Here is a 22,084-nt window from a genome sequence, read left to right on the forward strand (position 1 = left end):
GATCGGGCCATCGGGTGAGCGGGGGATCGAGCGGCAGGCGGGCCCTCTATCCGTATCCGCCGCTGCTGGTCTGCTCGGGGATGGCGGAGCCGAATCCGCCGACGTTGCTGCGCCGGAGGCCCAGGAGCGCGATCGTAGCGTACCACGCCAGGCGGAAGCCGGAGGGCCTGGGGATCGAGACGCCCTCCGCAACCTGGCCGGTCGTGATGTCCGCGGTCCGGATCGTCATCCCGTGGTCCTGCCAGCGGCGGAGCACGTGCGCCAGATCCGGCGGCACGGACGACGGGCCGCGCTGCAGCAGCGTCGCACTGCGGAACCCCCGGCTCACGAGCAGCGCGCCGGAGGGAAAATCCTGCGGCAGCGCGACCCAGCGGTTGTCGTAGACGCCGGGCTTCAGCGTCACCCCGGCCCCGCGGCGGCGCGAATCGAGGAGGAACGCCGGCGTCGAGGCGGGTGCAATCGTGCGCAGTTTCAACGACTCCGCGCCCGCGACGAGCGCGCGGGCGATCGGCTGCACGTCGATCGCCGGCGACGGTCCCGACGTGCCGTTGAACAACGGCACCGGGCAGAATCCGCGCTGGGCGAGGAGCAGCCCCGCCTGAACCGATTCGGCGCCGGGCAGATCGACGATCACGATTGACGACGAGTCGATCGTCAGCGGCAGCCGGAGATCGGCAACGGGAGCGGCCGACGCCGGCGCCTGCGCCGCGTTGACGAACGCGACCGGCTTCGCCCATTCCGACCACGGCACGCCAGCCGGCGTCCACGCGGCGAACGTCTGCTCGTCGACTTCCCAGTTCACCAGATCACCTCGTCTGAGCGGTTCGCTGGCCGCTCACCGCCATCCGCCTGCCGCTTTGCTCTTACGCTGCCAGGACTGCGGCGTCCGCGGCGCGCGCGTCGACGAGCGGCACTGTCGCGAGCCGGCCGTACGCACCGACGACCCGACCGTCGAGCGTATAGACGCCGAGACAGGGAAACACCGCGCGGCCGCCGATCTCGACCGGGAGCGCGCGAAACCGACGCTGCGCGATCCAGCGGCCCGGCCACCAGTGGGCCTGCCGTCGAATCCGGCGCAGCTCCGCGGCGCCGATCGCGTCCGGCATGCCGATCCCCTCCCCCACGCGGCCGAAGGCCGGCTTCACGATCCACTCGTCCGACGTGCGCCACGGGGCCTCCCGCGGATCGCGGGTCTCGGGCAGGTGCGCGCGCCACGCCGGCAGCCGCGTCTGCAGGCGATCCCACACCAGCGGAAAACGCTTGCTCTGCGTCAGGATCGCGGCGGCCGGGTTGCTGAGCGGCGTGCGCGATCCGGCAAACAGCATCGGCCATCCGCACGCGCCGGGCAGGTCGCCGAGCCACTCCGCCGGGAAGAACCGCACGACCGCGTCGAGCGGTCCCTGGAACCAGGCGCTGTCCAGATGCACGCGTCCGTCGCGCCACCGCAAGTGGCTCGGGCTCGCGAGCTGGGGGGCGACGCCCCGGGCCTCGAGCCGCCGGGCGACGAAGGACATCATCTGCTGGTCGTCACTGAACGCGGTGGCGTGGACGAGCGCGACCGTCGACCGCGGACCCGCACCGGCGGCGATGGCCCTGGCGTAGGCGTCGGCCGGATCGCCGACCGGCACGGCCCACGCGTAGTGCGGTCCGATCGCCGCCGGCAGGCCGGAGGCTTCGTTCAGCCCGCCAGGGACGTCGCAGTTCGCCTCCGAAATGCGCCAGCCGTCGGTGGTGAAGTGAAAATCGAACCGCACGATCCGCGCCACACCGGCCGACGGCCCGAGCCGGCCGATCCGCCGCAGCGCCCGCCTCGCCGCACGCGGCACGCCCAGCACGCGATGCAGCTCAGGACGATCGATCAGCTCGCGTTCGGCCGCGAGCGTCTCGTTCGCGAGCGTCTCCGCGAGCCGGACGACGGCGTCCCAGGCGGCCCGCGTAATCACCAGCGGCGTTCGCGCGATGACACACACGTCGCCCACCTGCGGATCCCACTTGCAGCAGTCGACGATGGCGCGCCGGCGCACGTCTGCAAACGCCGCGGACGCCAGCGGTTCGACCGGCACCCACGGTCCGCTCATGGCGGCCACTCCATCGACCACACCGCGGCCGCCGCCATCGCGAGATACAGCACCGCCGGGACGGCGCCGTGCAGCACCAGCGATCCGCGCGGACGCTGCGCCGTCGGCCGCGCGGTCCGTTCGACGGCGATCGCGATCGCGAGAATGATGCCCACCGCCGGCAGGACGCCGGCGACGTCCGTCAGCGTGTCGCCCGCGGAGTACCAGTCGCCGGCGGCGCCGCGGCCGAGCAGCAGACCGATCGCCGCCAGGAACCCGCCGGCGCGGAGCCCGGCGGCCGGGTCGCGGTCGATCGTCACCGCGTCCATCGCCGGACTGAATTGCGCGAGCAGCAGCCACGCGGCGAACCAGCACGCGCTGGCCAGGCCGCTCGAGAACACCACCACCCACCAGCCCGGGCCGTCCCCGATGTTGCCGCCGGCATAACACAAGGTCAGCCCGGCGAACGCGCCCGCCATCGCGGCAATCGCCGCCCCGTTCCTGCGCTCGATCAGATCGTCGCGCACGCTGAGGCCGGCGAACGCAAAGAACCGCTCGCCGATCCGCAGCCACGCCAGCCCCAGCACGCCGTACATGAACTGGTATTCGGGGGCGTCGACGACGTCGAACGAGGCGAGGGTCTCGAGGACGAGCAGGATGGCGACGCCGCACACCGACACGGCGACGGTGAGCGCCTGGACGCCCCGCGCACCGGGGCGCAGCGGCGACAGCCGCGCCCAGAACAGGAAGGTCATCGTCCACCACAGAGGACCGGCGGCCAGCGCGATCAGGGTGACGACAATCTCGTCTGCCGACATCAGGGGATGGCGGAGTGTAACGCAAGTGCGGGACGCGCCCGCTGAACCGGCCGGTTCTCGCCATGCGTGCCCGCGGCTGGTGACTCCCTGCGGCAATCGGCGTATCCTTCCCGCCTCGGCCACTCGGGAAACGCCGCGAACACCGCCAGGAGTCGCTCTGCCATGTTGAATCGCCGTGAGTTTCTCGGCGTGCTCGGCGCCGTCACGTCCGCCGGGCCCGCTGTTCTGCGAGGCGCACAGGTCAACGAATGGGGATCGCCGGTCTTCGACCTGCACTTCCATCTGCGGGCACAGCCAGCCGCGAACGTCGCGCATCTCGACGGGGCCGGCATCACCAGGGCGAATCTGCTGACGCGCGCCGCGGCCAGCAGTCAGGTTCAGTCAGTGCAGGCGGCTGCTCCGGACCGCTTCACGTGGTTCTGCAGCGCCGATCCGTCCCGGCCGGAAGGGATCGACGCGCTGACGCAAAGCGTGAAATCGGGCGCCCGCGGATTCGGCGAAATGAAGTACCACCTCGCCGCCGACGCCCCCGAGTTCCAGCGCGCGTACGCGCTGGCCGCCGAGTTGCGCGTGCCGATCCTGATCCACTTCCAGGAAGTCGATCACTTCCCGAACGAAGGCACGTGGGGCACGGGGTTCGCCAGGAACTTCGAACGCATGCTGAAGACGTATCCGAACACCACCTTCATCGGCCACGCGGACGCGTTCTGGGCGAATGTGAGTGCGGACTATCGCAACGAGGCCGCCTACCCGTCCGGCCCCATCGTCCGCGGCGGGATCACCGACAAACTGCTGGGCGATTATCCCAACTTGTACGGCGACGTGTCGGCCAATTCCGGCAACAACATGTTGTCGCGCGATCCGGACTTCACCGCGGACTTCGTGCGCCGACATCAGAACAAGCTGCTCTTCGGGAGCGACTGCGGGTGCGCCGACGGCCACGGCAGCGGTGTGAGCCAGGGCAACAACCCGGCGGCCGCCCGATTGGCCGGCAAGTGCGTCGCACGCGAAACCCTGACCGTGCTGAAGCGGGCCGCGTCGCCGGAGACCTTCCGGAAGATCGTCTGGAGCAATGCGCTCACGCTGCTCAGGATTCCGGCGTAACGCGACCCCCGCCGCCGCGGGATTTTTATTGTGTAGACAGCCTCCATAACATGTAGTAGGCTGTCTCCACAATGAAGGACCCTCAGACGCAGTTCATCCAGGGGACGTTCGACCTGCTGATCCTGCGGACCCTGATTTACGGCCCCGCCCACGGGCACGCGATCGCCAGGCACATCCAACACGCGTCCGAGGACCTGCGGATCGAGACTGGCTCGCTGTACCCCGCGCTGCACCGCCTCGAGGCGCAGGGTTTCGTGCAGTCCGCGTGGCGCGTCTCCGACAAAGGCAAACGGGCGAAGTACTACCAGCTGACGCCAGCGGGAAAACGCCACCTGACGGCTGAGCAATCCCGCTGGGATCGGTTCGTTCTGGCGATGAGCCGCGTGCTTCAGCCGTCGGAAGCGGAGTGAGACGATGCCCCGGATGCGGTGGTTGCTCTATCGCCTGAGGAGCCTCTGGCACCGGCCAGCGCGTGAGGCCGATCTCGAGGCCGAGCTGCAGTTTCACCTCGAGGCGGAAGCCGAGGAGCAGATCGAGACCGGCCTGCCGCCGGACCGCGCGCGGCAGGCGGCCTTGCGCGCGCTCGGGAACGTCACGCTCGCGAAAGAAGATGCGCGCGCCGTCTGGACCTGGGGCGCGATCGAGCGCCTGCTGCAGGATGTCCGCTATGCGCTTCGCGTGCTTGCCAGGCAACGCGCGTTCACTGCGACCGCGCTCGCAACCATCGTCTTGATCGTCGGCGGCACGACGGCCGTGTTCACGCTCGTCAACGCCGTGCTGCTCCGGCCGCTGCCGTACCCCGCGTCCAACCGGCTCGTGATGGTACGGGCCCACGATCCGCGCGGCGGGACGACGATGTCCTATCGCGATGTCGAACGGCTCCAGGAACAGGTTTCGAGCGTCGAGGCCTGGGGACTCTACCGCGGTCCCGGCTACGTCAGCACGCTCGATCGAAACTCCGATCGCCCGCTGGACGTTCAGGACATGCGGATCACACCAGAATTGTTCCGCCTGCTGGGCGTGCAGGTCGCGCTCGGCCGGCCCCTCCTTCCCGGCGATGCGATAGAGGCGAACCCGGACGTGGCGGTCATCGGTCACGACCTGTGGCAGACGCGGTTTGGCGGCACGCCGGACGTGCTCGGCAAGAGCTTCGAGCTGAGACGAGGACGAACTCTGACCATCGTCGGCGTCGCCGCGCCAGGCGCTGATGTGCCGGGCAACTGGCTGTCGGATCCCATCGTGTGGCATCCGATCCGCGCAGGCGAGCGCGCGGCGTCCACGCTTCGATTCACGGTGCTGGCGAGGCTGAAGCCGGGCCGATCGATCGGCGCCGTCAACGCCGAGATCGCCGCTCGGCGTCCGCTGATGGACTCGGCCGGCGGTGTCGATCGCCCGGTTGACGCCTCGCTGCTCCTCGATCACATCGTGGGCGACAGCCAGCGCATTCTCTGGGTGTTCTTCGGCGCGATGGCGTGCGTGCTGCTCATCGGCGTGGCGAATCTCGTGAGTCTGCAGCTGGTCCGCAACGCCGCCCGCGAACGGGAGCTGGGGCTTCGCGCGGCACTGGGCGCGAGCCGGTGGCGGCTGGTCCGGCAGCTGCTCGTCGAGAGTCTGCTCCTCGGCGCCGCGGGCGGCGCCGGGGGCCTGCTCGTCGCGTCCACCGCCGTCGATCTGGTGACGTCCGCGCTGCCGGCCGGTTTCCCGCGCGCCGATCAGATCGCGCTCGACCCGGCGGTCTGGGTCTTTGCCGCGCTTCTCTCGGCGCTCGTTGGCGCCACGATCGGTTTCATCCCTGTTCTTCGCTCGATCAAACCCGGGTTGATCCAGCGCGTCCAGGAAGGCGGCGGGAGCGCCACGCTGAGCCACCGCCGCGCGCGGGTTCAACGCGCCCTGATCGCCTTCGAGACGGCAGCGGCGCTGGTGCTCCTGGTCGGCGCCGGTCTCCTGGTCAACAGCTTCGGCCGGCTGATTTCGCAGGACGCGGGGATGCGCGAGCGGGACCTGTGGGTCGTGCGCGGCACGCTGCCGATGCGGTATCGCCCGCCCGCGGACACCGACTTCTGGTTGTCCGCCGTGCGTCACCTGCGCGAGCTGCCCGACGTCGAGAGCGCCGCGCTCGTGGTGAACGACGGCGGGCCGCTCCGCGGCGGCGACATCAGCTTCGGCGGGATCGTTCCCGATGGCCAGACCGCTGGACAAGGCCGCGGCTTCAGCCTCAGCCACCGCGCCGTCGGCGGCAGCTATTTCAGCACGCTCGGCATTCGGATTGTCTCCGGCCGGCCGATCCTCGACTCCGATACCGCCCGCAGCGAAGGGGTCGTCGTTCTCAACCAGGCCGCGGCGGCCGCACTCTGGCCCGGCGACAATCCACTGGGCAGAAGGCTCGGCGGTATCGGCCGCCCGTTGACGGTGGTCGGGATCGTTCCGGACTTCAAGCTCACGCGGCTGGACGGCGGCGTGTCGCTCCAGATGTACACCTCGCTGCTGCAGCAGCCGCCGCCGGCGCAGACCTCCACCATCATGGTTCGCGCGAAGCCTGGTGCGACCGCGATCGCCGACCGGACGAAGGCGATCCTCGTGAACCTCGACAAGGACCTCTCGCATCTCGAGGTGCTCACGATGGCGCGGGTGCGGTGGCAGCTGCTCGCGTCCGAGCGGTTTCGCACCGCGGTGCTGCTCGTCTTCGCCGGAACGGCGGCGTTCCTGGCGCTGATCGGCGTGTTCGGGCTCGTGTCGTACACCGTCGCGCAGCGCCATCGCGAGATCGGATTGCGAGTGGCGCTCGGCGCGACCTACTCGCGCGTCGTATCGCTGATGCTCCGTCAGGCGTTGATCCCCGCCGGCCTCGGTATCGCGGCCGGCATCCTGGGGGCGCTCGCGGCGAGCCGCCTGCTGGCTGCGTTTCTCTTCGGCGTGCAGGCAACGGATCCGGCGACGTTCAGCGCCACCATCGGCCTGTTCTTCTGCGCGGTCTTGGTCGCCGCGCTGCTGCCGGCGCTGCGAAGCTTCCGCATCGATCCGGCGGCCGCCCTGCGGCACGAGTAGCGCCCGAACCGTCGCGGGCGCGACGCCCCCGGCGCGCGCCGATACAATTGACGGATGCCTGAGCCGCGTGACGTCGCCGTGATCGGGGCCGGACCTGTCGGCCTGGCGTGTGCCATCGAGCTCCGCCGGCGCGGCCTCAGCGTCCGCGTGTTCGACCAGGGCACGCTGGCGAACTCCATCGTCGGCTACCCGTCGAACATGGAATTCTTCTCCACGCCCGACCTGATCGAGATCGGCGGCTACCCGTTCCCGGTGGCGGGGTACAAGCCGACGCGCGAAGACGCGCTCGAATACTACCGCGGGGTCGCCGCGCGCGAGTCGCTCGAACTGTCGCTCTACGACCGCGTCGGCGCGATCGACGGATCGGCCGGCGCGTTCGTCGTCCGGGCGGCGAGCGGCGCGCACCAGGTCGGCGCCGTCGTGCTGGCGACGGGGTTCTTCGATCGCGCCAACGCGCTCGGCGTCCCGGGCGAGGATCTGCCCAAGGTGACCCACTATTACAAGGAGCCGTTCGCCTACGTCGGCCAGGACGTGGCGGTGATCGGGGCGCGCAACTCGGCCGCCAAGGCGGCGCTGGACTGCTACCGCCACGGCGCCCGCGTCACGCTCGTGGTCCGCGGCGCGGCGCTGTCGGAGAAGATCAAGTACTGGATCAAGCCGGACCTCGAGAACCGGATCAAGGAAGGCAGCATCAAGGCGTTCTTCCACACCACCGTGGCCGAGATCCGTGCTCGGACGCTGCTGCTCAACACCCCGTCCGGCGGCTGCGAGATCGCCAATCACTGGGTGCTGGCGATGACCGGGTATCACCCCGACTTCGACCTGCTTCACCGCTTCGGCGTGACGTTCGCGGAGGATCGCTGGCGCACGCCGATTTACGACGAGTCGACGTTCGAAACGGCGCGGCGCGGCCTCTACATCGCCGGCACCGTCTGCGGCGGCTATCAGACCGGCCGCTGGTTCATCGAGAACGGCCGCTTCCATGCGCGGCAGATTGCCGAGCACCTCTCCGGCGGCGCCGCGGAGCGGATCCCCTACGACGCGATCCACTGGAAGACCGCCGAATAGCCCCCGACCCCGCGCTGTCCTGATCGACCCGCGAATCGGGCTACAATACGCGCCTTGAGCTCACCCGGTCGAGTACGGGCAGAGCCTGAGAGTCGGCTGCCGGAGGCCTCACACATGAGATACACAGTCCTCGTCAATGGGGAGCGGCGCACCGTGGATGTGCCGGAGCGCATGCCCCTGCTCTGGGTGCTCCGGGACGCGATGGATCTGAAGGGCACGAAGTTCGGCTGCGGCGTGGCGATGTGCGGCGCGTGCACGGTGCTCGTCGACGGCCAGCCCACCCGCTCGTGCATCACGCCGATCTCCTCGGTGGGCACGCGCGCGGTCACGACCATCGAGAGCCTGCCGCGCGACGCGTCGCACCCGCTGCAGCGCGCCTGGATGGAGCTCGACGTGGCGCAGTGCGGATACTGCCAGGCGGGCCAGCTGATGGCCGCCTCGGCGCTGCTCAAGGCCACACCGAACCCGACCGACGCGCAGATCGACAGCGCGATGAGCGGCAACGTCTGCCGGTGCGGGACCTACATCCGGATCAAAGAGGCCATCAAGGCGGCGGCGAGCGCCGGAAGGAGGGGATAAGCCATGGCTGACACCTTGAAGCATCCTCGACTCGACCGGCGCGCGTTCCTGCAGGTCTCGGCCGCCGCCGGCGGCGGGCTGCTCATCGGTCTCTACGTGCCGGACGCGCTGGCGCAGGGGCGCGGCGGCGGAGCTCAGGGCAACCCGGCGTCGCTCGCGCCGAACACCTACATCACGATCCATCCCGACAACACGTTCACGATCATCGCGAAGAATCCGGAGACCGGACAAGGCGTCAAGACGGCGCTCCCGATGATCATCGCGGATGAGTTCGACGTCGACTGGGCGCAGGTCAAGATTCAGCAGGCCGACCTGGACCCGAAGTACGGCGCGCAGATCGAGGGCGGCAGCCGCGCGATTCCCTCCAACTACCAGAACATGCGCATGGTGGGGGCGGGCGGCCGGCTCCTCATGCTCGCCGCCGCGGCGCAGCAGTGGAGCGTCCCGCAGAGCGAGTTGACGACGGCGGGCGGTGTGGTCACGCATGCGCCGACGAAGCGTACGGCGACCTACGGCTCGCTCGCGGCCCTGGCGGCGACCCTCCCGGTGCCGGAAACCGCCGCCATCCAGGCGGCGCTCAAGAATCCGCGCGACTTCAAGATCATGGGCAAGCGGATTCGCGGCGTCGACAGCCTGGACATCGTGACGGGGCGTCCGATCTACAGCATCGACGTCTCGTTCCCGAACATGCTCCATGCGGTGCTGGTGAAGTGCGACGTCTTCGGCGGGAAGGTCGTCAGCGCCAACCTGGACGAAATCAAGAAGCTGCCGGGCATCAAGCATGCGTTCATCGTCGAGCCGGCCGGGCAGGGCAACAACTCGCTCGCGTCGGGCGTGGCGATCGTGGCCGACAGCTGGTGGCTGGCCAACGACGCGCGAACCTCGCTGAAAGTCACCTGGGACGAAGGTGCGGTCGCGGCGCAGGCGAGCGATCGCTACCTGGCGCAGGCGCGCGAGCTGGCGGCCAAGGCGGCCACCGCGCCGGCACCCGCGCCGGCGCCGCCGCCGGATCCGGCACAGGGCGGAGGGCGCGGGCCCGGGGGACCGCCCAGGGCCGTGATCGGCGACGTCGAGGCGGCATTCCGCACCGCGGCGAAGACGATCGAAGCCGAGTACTTCTTCCCGCTGCTGTCGCACGCGCCGCTCGAACCGCAGAACTCCACGGCGCATTTTCACGATGGCCGGCTGGAGATCTGGTCGCCGAGCCAGATTCCGTCCAAGCAGCATCCGGCGCTCGGCGCCGGCATTCCGCCCGAGAACGTGACGTTCCATCTCGTGCGGGCGGGCGGCGGATTCGGCCGGCGGCTCGTGAGCGAGTACGACATCGAGGTGGCGCGGATCGCCAGGGTCGTCACCGAGGAGCGGGCAGCCGCGGGGCTGCCGAGCGTCCCGGTCAAGCTGCTGTGGTCGCGCGAAGACGACATGGCGCACGACCAGTACCGGCCGACCGGCTACCACTTCTTCAAGGCCGGCCTCGACGCGAACGGCAAACTGATCGCCTATCGCGATTTCGTCCCCAGCACCAACTCCGTCGTCCCCGCCAACGAGTTCCCGCGCGGGTTCGTGGAGAACGTGCTGATCACGTCCGAGAACGTGACGCCCTTCGGCATCCCCGTCGGTGCGCTGCGCGCCCCGCCTACCAACGGGATTTCGTTCGTGAAGCAGGGCTTCATCGACGAGATCGCCGTCGCGGCGGGCAAGGATCCGCTGCAGTACCGGATCGATCTGCTGAACAATCCGGTCGGCGCCGGACCGGCCGGCGGGTTCAACCCGGCGCGCGCGCGCGGCGTGCTCGAGGCCGTGCGCGAGATGTCGGCGTGGGATCGCCGCGGTTCGCTGCCCAAGGGCACCGGCAAAGGCGTCGCGTTCCAGTTCGCGCACGCCGGTTATGTGGCGTATGTCGTCGAGGTCTCGGTTGACGCGAAGAAGGCCATCAGGGTCAACCGGGCGTGGTGTGCCGTGGACATCGGCCGGCAGATCGTCAACCCGAGCGCGTCGGAGAATCTGGTGCACGGCGGCTTCATCGAGGGGATGAGCCACCTGATGTCCTGGGCGATCACGATCGACAAGGGACGTGTCGTCCAGCGGAACTTCAATCAGTACCAGCCGACGCGCATGCAGCATGCCCCGGCCAGCATCGAGGTCCGGTTCCTGCAGACCGACTTCGATCCGACCGGGCTCGGCGAGCCGTCCCTGCCGCCGGCCGTCCCGGCGATCGCCAACGCCATCTTCGCGGCGACCGGCGTTCGCATCCGGTCGTTGCCGCTGGAGAATCAAGGCTACCGCTGGACCTGATCATCCGGGGGACTTCGTCCCCCGGACCCCCTTACACCCTCGGTTCCCAGGCCAGGCATGTCCCTCGCCGGATCGATCTCTCTCGTTCTCGGCGCGCTCGTCTGCGTCATGAGCGGTCGCGCGCATTCGTCGATGCAGCAGCGGACGCTCGCGGCGCACGACTTCGAGTCGTCTCGCCATGGATGGCTCGTGTCAGGAGACACTGGCCAGTCAGAGCCCCGGCTCCACGCGGCCGGCGGTCATCCCGGCGGCTACATCTCGCACGTCGACGAAGCGGTGGGGGAAACCTGGTACTTCCTGGCGCCCGAGAGCGTGCTGACCGCGCTCCGCGCCGCCGAGAACGGCACGCTGAGTTACAGCCTCAAACAGTCGGCCGAGATACCTGGCGTTCTGGACGATGACGTCATCATCGTGGGACCGGCGGGACGGCTGTCGTACCGGTTTCCGACGTCGCCCGGTACCGGCTGGACGCCGTTTTCGGTGAAGCTCACCGCCGCCGCCGGCTGGCGCTGGAACTGGAACGCGCCGGCCACTCAGGAACAGATCCGCCGCGTGCTCGCGAACGCGACGAGCCTGGAGATTCGCGGCGAGTATCACACCGGGCCGGATGAGGGCGGGCTCGACAATGTCGTGGTGAGAGCCGGCGGGTGACGATCACTGATAGATGACGACCGACGGCAGCGGCTCGAGCTGCATGACCTCGGCCGGATCGAAGAGGTTGGTGTCCTGCCGGTAGAACAGCTTGAAGCCGGCGAACGGCAGCGCGAACTGGCGATTGACCGCGCGGTAGCTCGCCCGCTTCAACGGCCGCGGACCGAATCCGTCCATGTCGAGCACGAGATCGATGCCCCCGCGCGCCCGGATCTCCGGCTTGTCGGGCAGCATGCCAATCGTGAACTGGTGCACGATGACCACCTTCGGCGGGAGCGCCCGCGCGAGCCGGACGCGCTCGACGGCGTCGAGCGCCGCGTTGATCTCGCTCGCGTGCATGTGACCGATCGCGCCGCCCGGACGCTGCCCCTCGCTCATGGCGAATTCGGGATCGAGCGCGAGATGGACGTCCGGTTCGGCCAGCATCGGCAGCAGATACTGGATCTCGTCGGCGACGGTGGAGCGCCCCGGCTGCACATCGAGAACGAGCGCGAACCCGTAGCGTCTCGCCTCGGCGAGCAAGGCCGTCATCAACTCGAGGGACTCGCGCCGCCGCCAGCGGCCGTCGGTGCCGGCCGTCTTCTGGGCCACCACGGCGACCAGATGAAAGGCCGGGAGTACGCGCTTGGCCGTCAGCGGCGCGTAGCACGCAGCTTGACCACGCAGGGCGGCGGCACGCGCTTCTCCCTCAGCCTGGCCGAGCACGCCCATTGCCGCACTGTGCGGGTTGCCGTACCAGGTGACGAGCAGGTGCGATGCGAGCAGCGACGCCGCGGGCCGCGTCGCCACAGGTGTGGCCGCCGCATGAAAGCCGGCCAGCGAGAGCACGAAGACACTCGCGGCCATACGGAGCCCGGAGGCCTGATGCTGCATGTGTCAACCCGCCTGCCAGCTACGCGGCGACGCCTTGACCCAGGTGCGCCATGCTGGGCGACGCCGCTGGCGGTGTAACGCTGCGTCGAGCCGGTGGTCGTATCCGCGTTCGTCGCCGAACTCGACGAACCGTTGATACCGGCCGTACTCGAGCGTGTGGCGGTCGATGATCATGAACCGGGCGCGGCGGACTCGCGGCATCCGGTAGACGGGGACCGGCTGACCGACTGCCGTGGGCATCGCTCACCTGCCGCAGGTGATCCGAGCAAGACCCGCGCCGCGATGCCGACGGCGAGACACCCTAGAAGGCAGGCGCGGACCCGAGCGCCCGCCGCGACATTTTCAGCGCGCACCTGCGAAGGAATTCGCGCTTGAGGCGAGTCTCGCAACGCCGCCGCAGACCCCTGCTGGATTCAAGGTGAGTCTGTATGCCGGCGCCGACGGCTACATCTTCTCGATCAAAGACACGCTGGATCCGTGTCGGTTCGCCATCTTCTCCGATTCGGCCGGCGTGCTGTATGAAAGCAGCCTGTCGCCATGGTAACGGCACCCGCCAACGGCAGCCCCACCGCTCCGCTTGCGCGCGACCAGCGGGTGGCCGTCGCGGGTCCCGTGATTCCCTGGGGCGGATACGCGACGTCGCGATAGTCTCTGCGCTCACTCGCAGCGCAAGGCCTCGATCGGGTTGACCCGGCTCGCGCGGCGGGCCGGGATCCAGCCGGCGACGACGGCGACCGTGCCGAGGGCGAGCGCGACGGCGGCGATTGTGGTCGCGTCTGCTGGTCGCACTCCGAACAGCAATCCTTCCAGCGCCGGGCCGGCCAGCAACAGCAGGCCGGTGCCGATCGCGAGACCGATCGCGGCGAGTTTTCCGATCTGCACCAGGATCAACCGCAACACATCGGTCGATTCGGCACCCACAGCCATCCGCACGCCGATCTCCTGCGTCCGGGCGCTCACCGATTGCGACATGACGCCGTAGATCCCGACCGCGGCGAGGACCAGCGCGACCATCGCGAAGGTACCGAGCAGCAGCGCCGCGATCCGCTGCTGGAACGCCGACATCGCGACCGCCTCCCTCATCGTCTGGATCGCGTAGACCGGCTGCTCCGGATCGATGGTGGTCACGGCCGCGCGGACGGGCGACACCATCCCCGCAGCATCGCCGGCCGACCGCACCAGGAGGAACAACTGGTTCCACGCGTCGCGTCCCTGCTCCATCGGGATGAAGAGCTCGGGTCGCACCATCGCGCCGGCGCCGTTGTTCCTGGCGTCGCCGACGACGCCCACGATCTCGATCCAGCTTCCCGGTCCGCTGCGGCCGACGATGCGGACGCGCGAGGTGAGCGGATCGCGATCCACGAGATGTCGGGCGACGAACGCCTGGTTGACGATGGCGCGGCGCGGCGCGGCCGGCGTGTCCTCGCTTCCGAAGAAGCGTCCGCGGAGGAGCGGGATGGCGATCGTCCGGAAGTAATCGCGCGACGCCACGGTGGTGTTGGCCGTGGGCAGGGTGGTCCCCGTTGCCGCGACGCCCTCGACTTCAACCTGGGAGCTGAACGGTCCCACAGGCGGGAACTGCGACACCATCGCGACGCTCGTCACGCCGGGCACGTTCTGCACCCGTCGGATCAGCTCCTCGAAGAAGGACGTCACCGCCTCGCCGGTGGGATACTTCTGCTGCGGCAGCGTCAGCCGCATGGTGAGGACGTTCTCGGGATTGAACCCGAGGTCCGCGCGCTGCAGATTGACCACGCTGCGCATCAGGAGGCCGGCGCCCAGGAGAAGGACGACCGAGAGGGCCATCTCGGCGACGATGAGCACCTGGCGCATGCGACTGCCGGCCCGGTTCGTGCCGCTGCGCCCGTCCGACTTCAACGATTCGTACGGATCGGTGCGACTGGCGTGAAGGGCTGGCAGTAGCGCGACAAGGACAGCTGCCGCCGTTGCGAGCGCCGCACTCCAGACCAGCACGCGGCCATTGATCGTGGCGTCGAGACCCAGGTTGGCGAACGTCGATGGGATCAAGAGCCCGGCGAACTTCAGGCCGATGGAGGCGAGGACCAGGCCGCCGGCCGCGCCGAAAAAGGCCAGCAGCATGCTCTCCGTCAGGAGCTGCCTGGCAATGCGCCAGCGCGCCGCTCCGAGCGCGAGGCGAACGGCGACTTCCCGGGTCCTCATCGTGGCCCGCGCCAGCATCAGACTGGAGAGGTTGGCGCACGCGATCAGCAGCACGAGGCCTACGGCACACAGCATGAGGAACGCCGCCGGCCGCAGATCCTGGAACAGGGCGGCAGCCCACGGTGTCGCGATCAGGCGCCAGCCTTCGTACTCCTTGAAGGAGGCGAGATGCGTCTGTTGGACCTGCCGTGCAATCGCGGCGAGCTCGGCGTTCGCCCGCTCGAGTGCCACGCCGGGCGCGAGCCGTCCGAGAATGGTGAACTGTCGCGCGGCGCGCGGCACGTCCGTGGCACTGGCGCCCCAGGGGATCCAGAGGTCCGCCCCGATCAGGACGAGCTCCGGCGGCATCACGCCCACCACCGTCGTGGCCTCACCGCCAATCCGGATGCTGCGTCCGACGATCTGCGGGTCCGCGCCGAACCGCGACTGCCAGAGTCGATGACTGAGGATGGCGACGCGCGGACCGCGGGGCGCCAGCTCCTCGGCGGTGAACCCGCGGCCGAGGTGCGGGGGCAATCCGATCACCGGGAACAGGTCGTCGAGCAGCAGTGCGGTGAAAACCCGCTCCGGCACGTCACCGCCCGACACATTGCGGTTCCCGAGGTCGAAGGCGCCGAAGTGCGAGAAGGAACGCGCGGCGCGGATATCCCCGTACTCCGCCGGGGAAAGCGCCTCGACATAGGTCGTGTCCGACGAGACCTTCGGGAACGTGACCCCGATCGAAACGAGCCGGCCGGGATCGGGATATCGGAACGGGTTGAAGACGAATCCATCCAGCAAGCCGAAGATCAGGCTGTTGCCACCGATCGCCAGCGCCAGCGACAGCACCGCGATCGCGGTGAACCGCGGGCGCCTGACGAACTGTCGAAAGGAATAGCGGACGTCCTGCGCAAGCGTTTCCATGAAGCCTCTTCTCGCTGGTTTGGAGAGTTGAGGGACCCCGCGGCGGCGCATGCCGGGGAGACAATCAGGCCTGGCGCGCGTGCGCAGACGCCATGAGGCCACGACCACATCCACGATGAGAAACCGCCAGAGGGCAAGCGCGCCGCGCAGGCCGCGGTGTCTGCCGTCGGCTCGCTCCATTTCGAATGCGGCGAGCAGCTCTCGTTCGTACTGTTGGCGGAACGCGCGAGGATAGGCTCGCAGCAGCAGCCGGTACAAGGCGTTCACGCGAGTCCCTTGCGCAGCTTCGGATGGGCGCGCGCCCGGTCGACGATGGCGCCGAGCCGGTGGATCTCGTCTTCCAGGGCGGCCCACCCCTCGGCGGTGAGGGCGTAATAGCGGCGCTGCGCCTGCTGTCCATTCTCCGCATCCGCGCCGCTCGTCTCCGCGATCAGCCCGGCCTCCAGCAGCCGCTGAATCGCCTCGTAGAGCGTGCCCGGCCCGAGCCGGATCGCGCCCCCGGTCCGTTCCTGGACGTCCTGCTTGATCGCGTAGCCGTGCCGCGCCCCCTCGGCGAGCGCGAGCAGAATATGGATGACGGGGAGCGAAAGGGCCTTGCGAGGCTCGGGTGCGGGCTTTCGGGGCATAGACGTATCGTTAGACGATACGTCTATGCAAAGAGTTTACTCGCAGTTGGCAGAGCCGCAAGGCGTCCTAGCCGAAGAGGCAGGACTGAGTGCAGCAACTCGCGCTACACAGGGACCGCCTTCAACGCCTGCGCGTCCCATTTGAACGACCGGCCCTGACGTACGGCCATGACGCCGAGGATACAGGGCAGCGAGGCGTGGAATCCGATCTCGAGGTCGGAGACCGGCTTCCGACGCGACTTGACGCAATCGAGGAAATTGCGCGTATGCGCGATGGTGTGCGGATCGTCCTGGTAGTTCTCCGCGTAATCCTTGCGCGTGTATTCGAACGGCATCGTCAGCGCGGGCGCCGGTGCCGGCGCCGTCCCGGCCGCCGCCGGAGCGCCCGCGCCACGACGGCCGGCGCCGCCGGCGCGCTGCGGCCGCGGCCGCATCTCGTAGCCGACGCGGTTGACGAGCAGACTGCCTTGCGGGCCGTAGAAGTAGTTGCCGCGCCGATCGAACTCCCCCTGACGCGCCTCGGAGAGAATGTTGGTGAACGTCATGACGAACTCGGGATACTGCCACGTCACGGAGAACGAGTCCGGAGACTGGTCGCGCTCCGGGTTGACGAGGTTCACGTACTGCGCGGAGCCGCTCGTCAGCAGCGGAGCGGCGCTCTGCGCCTCGAGATACCAGAGCGCGACGTCGGTCAGGTGCACGCCCCAGTCGGTAATCAGGCCGCCGCCATAGTCCCAGTAGCCGCGCCAGCTGCGGTGGCGGCCCACCTTGTAGGGATGTCGCGGCGCCGGCCCCTGGAACATGTCCCAGTTGAGTCCCGCCGGCGGCGCGGTGGGCTCCTCCGGGCCGCGGCCGTAGCCGGTGCCGGGATAGAGGAGCACGGCGTGCGTCACCTTGCCCAGCTTGCCCGACTGGACGATCTCCGCCGCTTCCTGGAAGTGGGGACCGGACCGCTGCTGGGTGCCCAGCTGCACGACCCGGTTGGATCCGCGGTACGCCTTCAGCGCGGAGACGGCCCGCTCGATGGTGTTCGACAGCGGCTTCTCGACGTAGACGTCCTTGCCCGCCTTGATCGCGTCGGTCAGGATGTCACAGTGCCAGTGGTCGGGCGTGGCGATGAACACCGCGTCCACGTCCTTGCGGTCGAGGACGCGGCGATAGTCTTCAACGGCGTCCACCTTGCTGCCGGCCTGCACGGTATGGGCGGACCGGGCGAACGCGTTGACGCGTGCGTCCAGCCGTTCCTTGAACACGTCGCACGCGGCCACGAACTGCATGTCCTGATGCCGCAGGAAGAAATCGGTGACTTGTCCGCCGCGGTTGCCGCACCCGATCAGCGCCATCCGCACGCGATCGTTGGCGCCTTGCACGCGCTTCCACGCGTGCGCGGGCGTGGCCGACAGGAGCGCGACTCCAGCGGCCGCGCCGAGGAAGTCACGCCGCGTCAGTTTGCTGTCCGTGATGCCCATGCTCATCTCCTTGGGACGCCGCAGCGTCATCTGCAATCGCGTAGAGGATATCGTCGCTGCCGATGAAATAGCACCCTGAAATTGACTCGGGCATCAACCCTGGTTTACTCTAGGCATCCTCTAACTAGGTATTACGCGATGCCGTCATCAGATCGCTCCGATCTCTTTCCTGGCGCGTTGGAGATGATGATTCTCCAGACGCTGCGCCGTGGCCCCCGGCACGGTTATGAACTGGCGCAAGCCATCCGACGCGCGTCGGACGACCTCGTGCATGTGGAGGAGGGTTCGCTGTATCCCGCGCTGCAGCGCATGCTCAAGGCCGGCTGGCTGTCCGCCGAATGGGGCAAGTCGGCGCGCAACCGTGAGGTACGCATCTACACACTCACCGCCGCGGGGCGCAGGCAGCTGGAGCGGAAGGCTGGTGCGTTCGAACGGCTGATGACCGGCATCACGAAGGTCATGCGGGCGAGAGAGTCATGACTGCGTGGCGGTGGCTCTTCGGTCGTCGCGCGGACACCGAGCTGGCGCGGGAGATCGACGCCCACATTGCCGAGCGCGTCGACGAGCTGGTGGACGAGGGGTGGAGCGAGGCCGACGCGACGGCGCAGGCACGGCGCGAGTTCGGCAACAGGACCTTGCAGATCGAACGCAGCCGTGAGGTCTGGATAGCGCCCTGGTTGTCGAGCGTGTGGCAGGACCTTCGCTACGCGGCGCGATCGATGGCAAGGCAGCCGGGATTTGCCGTGAGCGTGATCGGGATTCTCGCGTTCGGCATCGGACCTGTCACGGCCCTGTTCTCGATGGTCAACGGCAGGGTGTTGCGTCCATGGCCGGTGCGCGATCCGTCCTCGATCGTGATCGTCAAGCCGATTCCTGGACCGAAAGAGCAGTACGGCGACCTGTCGAACGAGGAGTACCGGTATCTCCGCGAACATACCCGTACGCTGACGCATCTGGCGACGTGGCGGCCTGGCGGCGGCCCGATCGCCTACGGCACGACGAACGCCTCCGTCCAATGGAACTTCGTGAGCGCCAACTATTTCGACATGCTGCGTGTCGGAATGCACATGGGACGCGGGTTCCTTCCCGAAGAAGAGGACTATGCGTCGCCGCGAGCCGTGGCGGTCATCAGCGAGCGCCTGTGGCGCGAGTACTTCGGCGCGCCGGCGTCAATCCTCGGCGACACCATCCTCGTGTACGGCCAGCCGTTCACGATCGTTGGCGTGGCGGAAGCGCGCTTTTTCGACGTCGAATGGCACGTCCGCCGTGACGTGTGGATGCCGCTCCCGTCCGTAGCCCTCGCACTCGCCGCGCTCGAGAGCCCGGGGGCGCAGCTCGCGCGTCTTGCCGACCCGCGCGGGGGCGGTGTCGAACGGGTGGCAGGACGTCTGGCACCCGGCACCTCGAGAGCCGCAGCGCTCGCCGAGCTCGACGTGCTTGGCCGGCAATTCCGCAGCACCGTTCCGATGGACGCGCACGGATATGCCCTGCGCGATACGCGACCCGTCAGTCTGGATCCGAAAGCCCTGTCCCGGCAGCTGCCGGTGCTGACCACGCTGTTCGGCGCGCTGATGCTGGTGATGCTGCTCGCGTGCGCGAACGCGGGCAACCTGATCCTGGCCCGCGGTCTGTCACGCCAGCGCGAGCTCGCCATCAGGCTGTCGCTCGGCGCCAGCCGCTGGCGCGTCACGCGGCAGCTGGTGACCGAAGCCTTGCTCATGGCGGTAGTGGCGAGCGGTGTCGGTCTCGGCGTTGGTGTGCTTGGACTGCAGATCATGGTTCGCAGCACGGGCTCGCCGCTGTTGGGAAACCCGGATCCGTACATGCCGGATCTTCTGGTGGTGGTGGTGACGATCGCCCTGGCGTTCCTCGCCTGCCTGGCATCGAGCGTGTTCCCGTCTTTGCGGTCGACACGCATCAGCATCGCCGCGCGCACCGCCGAGAGCGGCGCCGGCCGCCCGGGTGCCGGCCGGCTGCGGACGACCCTGCTCGCCGTGCAACTGGCGGTGTCGCTGGTCCTGCTCGTCGCTGCCGGGCTGCTGACGCGCGCCGTGGGCCATGCGATGACGCTCGATCCAGGCTTCGCCATTCACGAGTCGCAGGCGGTCTCCCTGCGATTGCCGCCAGGTGCCTCGAGGGAGCGATCGGCAGTGTTCCAGCGCACGTTGCGCGACGCGCTCGAAGGCGGGCAGCTGCCGCCGCTCGCGTTCAGCGAGTCCACGGCGATCACGACCTCGCACCGAAGCATCCCTTTCCGTCGTGGCGACGATGGTCCGGGCACGAGTCGAGCCACCATCATCGCTCGGGACGTGTCGGGGAGCTACTTCAGCGTCCTGGACATTCCGCTGGTTGCCGGTCGTACTCTGGCGGATGACGCACGCGCACCGGAGGTCGTCGTCAATCAATCCGCGGCCCGACTGTTCTGGCCGAACGGCGACCCGCTCGGCAAGCGCCTCGTGACCGGCAATGGCGACGCGGGCCAGCAATACACCGTCGTCGGTGTGGCGAAGGATGTTCCGGTCACGACGCTGTCGGAGATCCCGCCGGTCGCGTACCGATCGCTTCAATCGGGGGGCCTGGTGCTCGTGCGCGATCTGTCGCCGGCGATCGTCGAGCGCATCGTGGCGGTGGCGCGCGGCATCGAGCCGAAGGTCGAGTTTGCCGCGCGACCGCTGGCTGAGGACATCCGGATGGCGACGCGCGACGTGGCGGCGGCGAGCCGGTTTTCATGGGCGGTTGGCCTGCTCGCGCTGATCCTGGCGACCGCCGGCGCCTTCGGCGTCTTCGCCTACGCCGTCGAAGAACGGCGGCGCGAGATTGGCGTGCGCCTGGCGCTCGGCGCGCAGGCGGCGCAGGTCGTGTGGATCGTCATCGGCGGCGCGCGCTGGCCGCTGCTCCTGGGCCTGGGCGGCGGACTCGTGTTGTCCTTCGCTGCTGCGCCGCTGATCCGCCGCTTCCTCTACGGCCTCACGCCGTTCGACGCGATTACCTACCTCACCACGTCCGCCCTTCTGGTGGCGGCGGCGCTGGTGGCGACCTGGATTCCGGCGCAGCGCGCGATCCGGATCGACCCCGCGATCACGCTGCGGGCGGATTGACGATTAACGTCGCTCGGCCGCTATCCATTCTTCTTGAAACCAGCCATTTGCCCAGCTTTCGCATCTGACCCTCAACGGCTCCGTTACGCGTCGGACTTACAGGGAGTCTCGAGCGTTGCATCCCTGAAAGCCGACGGGCAGCACTTGGCAAGCACCAGTCGAAGCTCGCGCAATTCCCCCGCAATGGAGAAACTGGCCTCTACTCGCTTCTGTGCGGCGACGCCCATCGTCCTACGAAGATCTTCATCAAATAGCAGCCGAACCGTACGGTCAGCCATCGCTTGACAATCGCCTGGCGGTACGAGAAAGCCGGTCTCGCCGTCTTGCACGGCCTCAGGAATACCGGCGTGGTGGGTAGAGACTACGGGAACGCCCTCCGCCATCGCCTCCAGAATCGACACCGGCAACCCCTCCTCGTCCCCATCCAGCGCCGTAACGCTGTGTTGCAGAAACAGGTCAGCGTCGCCCAGGAGCAGGCACGCTGGCATTCGGCAACTCGCCCAACAGGTGGACGCAGTCTTCAAGCTCTGTTGCTCGCACGAACTGCGATACGGCCTCCATCAAGGGGCCCTGTCCGACCAGGAACAGCTCAGCCCGAGGGCAGGCTTGCCGAACGCGTCGAAACGCCTCGAGGAGGAAGATCGGACCTTTCTTTGGGATCAGTCGACCAACGGCCACAATCTTGAACACATCCCTCTTGCCGTGACGCTGCGCGTTGCTCTCGGCGCGCACATCGGTACCGCATGGAATCACATGGATGCGATCCGCCGGGACGCCGAATTCCATGACCTGCGCCTTCATCGCACGGGAGACCACTACGACCGCATCGATCTGCGGCAGCACCGCCCGATAGCGAGCTCCCCATACTGCATCGCGGGACTGTCCGGCTACATCGTAGCCGTGGGCATGGGCGACCAGAGGTATCCGCATGCGTCTGCACACATCAGCGACGCTGACCGCCACCTGCAAATACTCGCATAGCACGACGTCTATGCGGTTTGTCGCCAACCAGAAGGCGAGTCGAGACAAATCAATTCTCAGCAGGCTCTCACGACTCGCTGCTCCGGCCACACGCCTGAGCGCCTGCAATGGCCACACATCGGAATGGTACAGCCGCAACACAGGCCATTCGGGAACCCATGCCGGGTTCTCAACGGGAGACAGGCTGCACACCGCCGTGCCCGCCGGCGACAGGTTGGCGATATGTGACGAGATATAGGTTTCTGACGTCCTGCCTATGCAGGACACAATCACTCCGAGCACTCGGAGCCTCCTATTCGCCGCCGGGGCGTGGAGAGGAGACGCCCGGCACGAGAT

20 protein-coding genes are annotated in these 22,084 nt (G+C 68.5%); 10 read left to right on the top strand and 10 right to left on the bottom strand.

The features are described 5' to 3' along the window. Nucleotides 1-46 precede the first annotated feature (46 nt). From VFK57_02360 to VFK57_02370, 3 genes are all read right to left on the bottom strand, one after another. Nucleotides 47-802 (bottom strand): hypothetical protein, encoded by a 756-nt coding sequence (locus VFK57_02360; GenBank protein ID HET7694524.1) that lies wholly within the window; start codon nt 800-802, stop codon nt 47-49. A gap of 61 nt (nt 803-863) precedes the next feature. Then, entirely contained in the window at nt 864-2,078 is a 1,215-nt protein-coding gene (locus VFK57_02365) for a glutathionylspermidine synthase family protein (GenBank protein ID HET7694525.1), read from the bottom strand. Beyond that, a complete protein-coding gene (locus VFK57_02370; protein HET7694526.1) occupies nt 2,075-2,875 on the bottom strand; it encodes a hypothetical protein in 801 nt (266 codons plus the stop codon). The genes VFK57_02365 and VFK57_02370 overlap by 4 nt, the downstream gene beginning before the upstream one ends. Before the next feature lie 162 nt (nt 2,876-3,037). On the opposite strand from VFK57_02370, the gene VFK57_02375 reads away from it, so the two are divergent. The 7 genes from VFK57_02375 to VFK57_02405 all read left to right on the top strand — a co-directional run bounded on the left by VFK57_02375 (nt 3,038) and on the right by VFK57_02405 (nt 11,617). After that, nucleotides 3,038-3,979: an amidohydrolase family protein gene (locus VFK57_02375; GenBank protein HET7694527.1), complete on the top strand. Its 942-nt coding sequence runs from the start codon at nt 3,038-3,040 to the stop codon at nt 3,977-3,979. 71 nt (nt 3,980-4,050) lie between these two features. Continuing rightward, nucleotides 4,051-4,389 (top strand): PadR family transcriptional regulator, encoded by a 339-nt coding sequence (locus VFK57_02380; protein HET7694528.1) that lies wholly within the window; start codon nt 4,051-4,053, stop codon nt 4,387-4,389. 13 nt (nt 4,390-4,402) lie between these two features. Then, complete coding sequence (locus tag VFK57_02385) at nt 4,403-7,024, top strand: ADOP family duplicated permease (GenBank protein ID HET7694529.1); 2,622 nt, start codon at nt 4,403-4,405, stop codon at nt 7,022-7,024. A 54-nt stretch (nt 7,025-7,078) separates the two neighbouring features. Then, nucleotides 7,079-8,092 carry a YpdA family putative bacillithiol disulfide reductase gene (locus tag VFK57_02390; GenBank protein ID HET7694530.1) on the top strand — a complete coding sequence of 338 codons (1,014 nt, stop codon included), beginning with the start codon at nt 7,079-7,081 and terminating at the stop codon, nt 8,090-8,092. 114 nt (nt 8,093-8,206) lie between these two features. After that, a complete protein-coding gene (locus VFK57_02395; GenBank protein ID HET7694531.1) occupies nt 8,207-8,671 on the top strand; it encodes a (2Fe-2S)-binding protein in 465 nt (154 codons plus the stop codon). Nucleotides 8,672-8,674: 3 nt separating this feature from the next. Further along, a complete protein-coding gene (locus tag VFK57_02400) occupies nt 8,675-10,966 on the top strand; it encodes a molybdopterin cofactor-binding domain-containing protein (GenBank protein HET7694532.1) in 2,292 nt (763 codons plus the stop codon). Nucleotides 10,967-11,023: 57 nt separating this feature from the next. Further along, the gene (locus VFK57_02405; protein HET7694533.1) at nt 11,024-11,617 is read left to right on the top strand and encodes a laminin B domain-containing protein; all 594 of its coding nucleotides are present in this window, start codon (nt 11,024-11,026) and stop codon (nt 11,615-11,617) included. A gap of 3 nt (nt 11,618-11,620) precedes the next feature. Here VFK57_02405 and VFK57_02410 read toward each other — a convergent pair whose 3' ends face one another. Together VFK57_02410 and VFK57_02415 are read right to left on the bottom strand one after the other, a co-directional pair. Beyond that, nucleotides 11,621-12,490, bottom strand: a complete 870-nt coding sequence (locus VFK57_02410) for a hypothetical protein (protein HET7694534.1) — start codon at nt 12,488-12,490, stop codon at nt 11,621-11,623. A 3-nt stretch (nt 12,491-12,493) separates the two neighbouring features. Further along, the gene (locus VFK57_02415) at nt 12,494-12,664 is read right to left on the bottom strand and encodes a hypothetical protein (protein ID HET7694535.1); all 171 of its coding nucleotides are present in this window, start codon (nt 12,662-12,664) and stop codon (nt 12,494-12,496) included. A 244-nt stretch (nt 12,665-12,908) separates the two neighbouring features. On the opposite strand from VFK57_02415, the gene VFK57_02420 reads away from it, so the two are divergent. Then, nucleotides 12,909-13,034: a hypothetical protein gene (locus VFK57_02420; protein HET7694536.1), complete on the top strand. Its 126-nt coding sequence runs from the start codon at nt 12,909-12,911 to the stop codon at nt 13,032-13,034. A gap of 113 nt (nt 13,035-13,147) precedes the next feature. On the opposite strand, the gene VFK57_02425 is transcribed toward VFK57_02420, so the two are convergent. The 3 genes from VFK57_02425 to VFK57_02435 all read right to left on the bottom strand — a co-directional run bounded on the left by VFK57_02425 (nt 13,148) and on the right by VFK57_02435 (nt 17,699). Next, nucleotides 13,148-15,574: an ABC transporter permease gene (locus VFK57_02425; protein HET7694537.1), complete on the bottom strand. Its 2,427-nt coding sequence runs from the start codon at nt 15,572-15,574 to the stop codon at nt 13,148-13,150. Nucleotides 15,575-15,837: 263 nt separating this feature from the next. Next, nucleotides 15,838-16,200 (bottom strand): PadR family transcriptional regulator, encoded by a 363-nt coding sequence (locus VFK57_02430; GenBank protein ID HET7694538.1) that lies wholly within the window; start codon nt 16,198-16,200, stop codon nt 15,838-15,840. 104 nt (nt 16,201-16,304) lie between these two features. Beyond that, the gene (locus tag VFK57_02435; protein ID HET7694539.1) at nt 16,305-17,699 is read right to left on the bottom strand and encodes a Gfo/Idh/MocA family oxidoreductase; all 1,395 of its coding nucleotides are present in this window, start codon (nt 17,697-17,699) and stop codon (nt 16,305-16,307) included. Nucleotides 17,700-17,807: 108 nt separating this feature from the next. On the opposite strand from VFK57_02435, the gene VFK57_02440 reads away from it, so the two are divergent. After that, nucleotides 17,808-18,149, top strand: a complete 342-nt coding sequence (locus VFK57_02440; GenBank protein ID HET7694540.1) for a PadR family transcriptional regulator — start codon at nt 17,808-17,810, stop codon at nt 18,147-18,149. Then, nucleotides 18,146-20,767, top strand: coding sequence for an ABC transporter permease (locus tag VFK57_02445; protein ID HET7694541.1), 2,622 nt, complete (start codon nt 18,146-18,148; stop codon nt 20,765-20,767). The genes VFK57_02440 and VFK57_02445 overlap by 4 nt, the downstream gene beginning before the upstream one ends. 83 nt (nt 20,768-20,850) lie before the next feature. Here the strand turns inward: VFK57_02445 and VFK57_02450 are convergent, their stop codons facing one another. Together VFK57_02450 and VFK57_02455 are read right to left on the bottom strand one after the other, a co-directional pair. Next, nucleotides 20,851-21,255 carry a glycosyltransferase gene (locus VFK57_02450; GenBank protein ID HET7694542.1) on the bottom strand — a complete coding sequence of 135 codons (405 nt, stop codon included), beginning with the start codon at nt 21,253-21,255 and terminating at the stop codon, nt 20,851-20,853. After that, nucleotides 21,224-22,030, bottom strand: a complete 807-nt coding sequence (locus tag VFK57_02455) for a glycosyltransferase (protein HET7694543.1) — start codon at nt 22,028-22,030, stop codon at nt 21,224-21,226. Before VFK57_02455 ends, VFK57_02450 begins: the two co-directional genes overlap by 32 nt. Between the last annotated feature and the right edge of the window lie 54 nt (nt 22,031-22,084).

It is taken from the genome of Vicinamibacterales bacterium, assembly GCA_035699745.1.
Lineage (GTDB): Bacteria > Acidobacteriota > Vicinamibacteria > Vicinamibacterales > 2-12-FULL-66-21 > JAICSD01.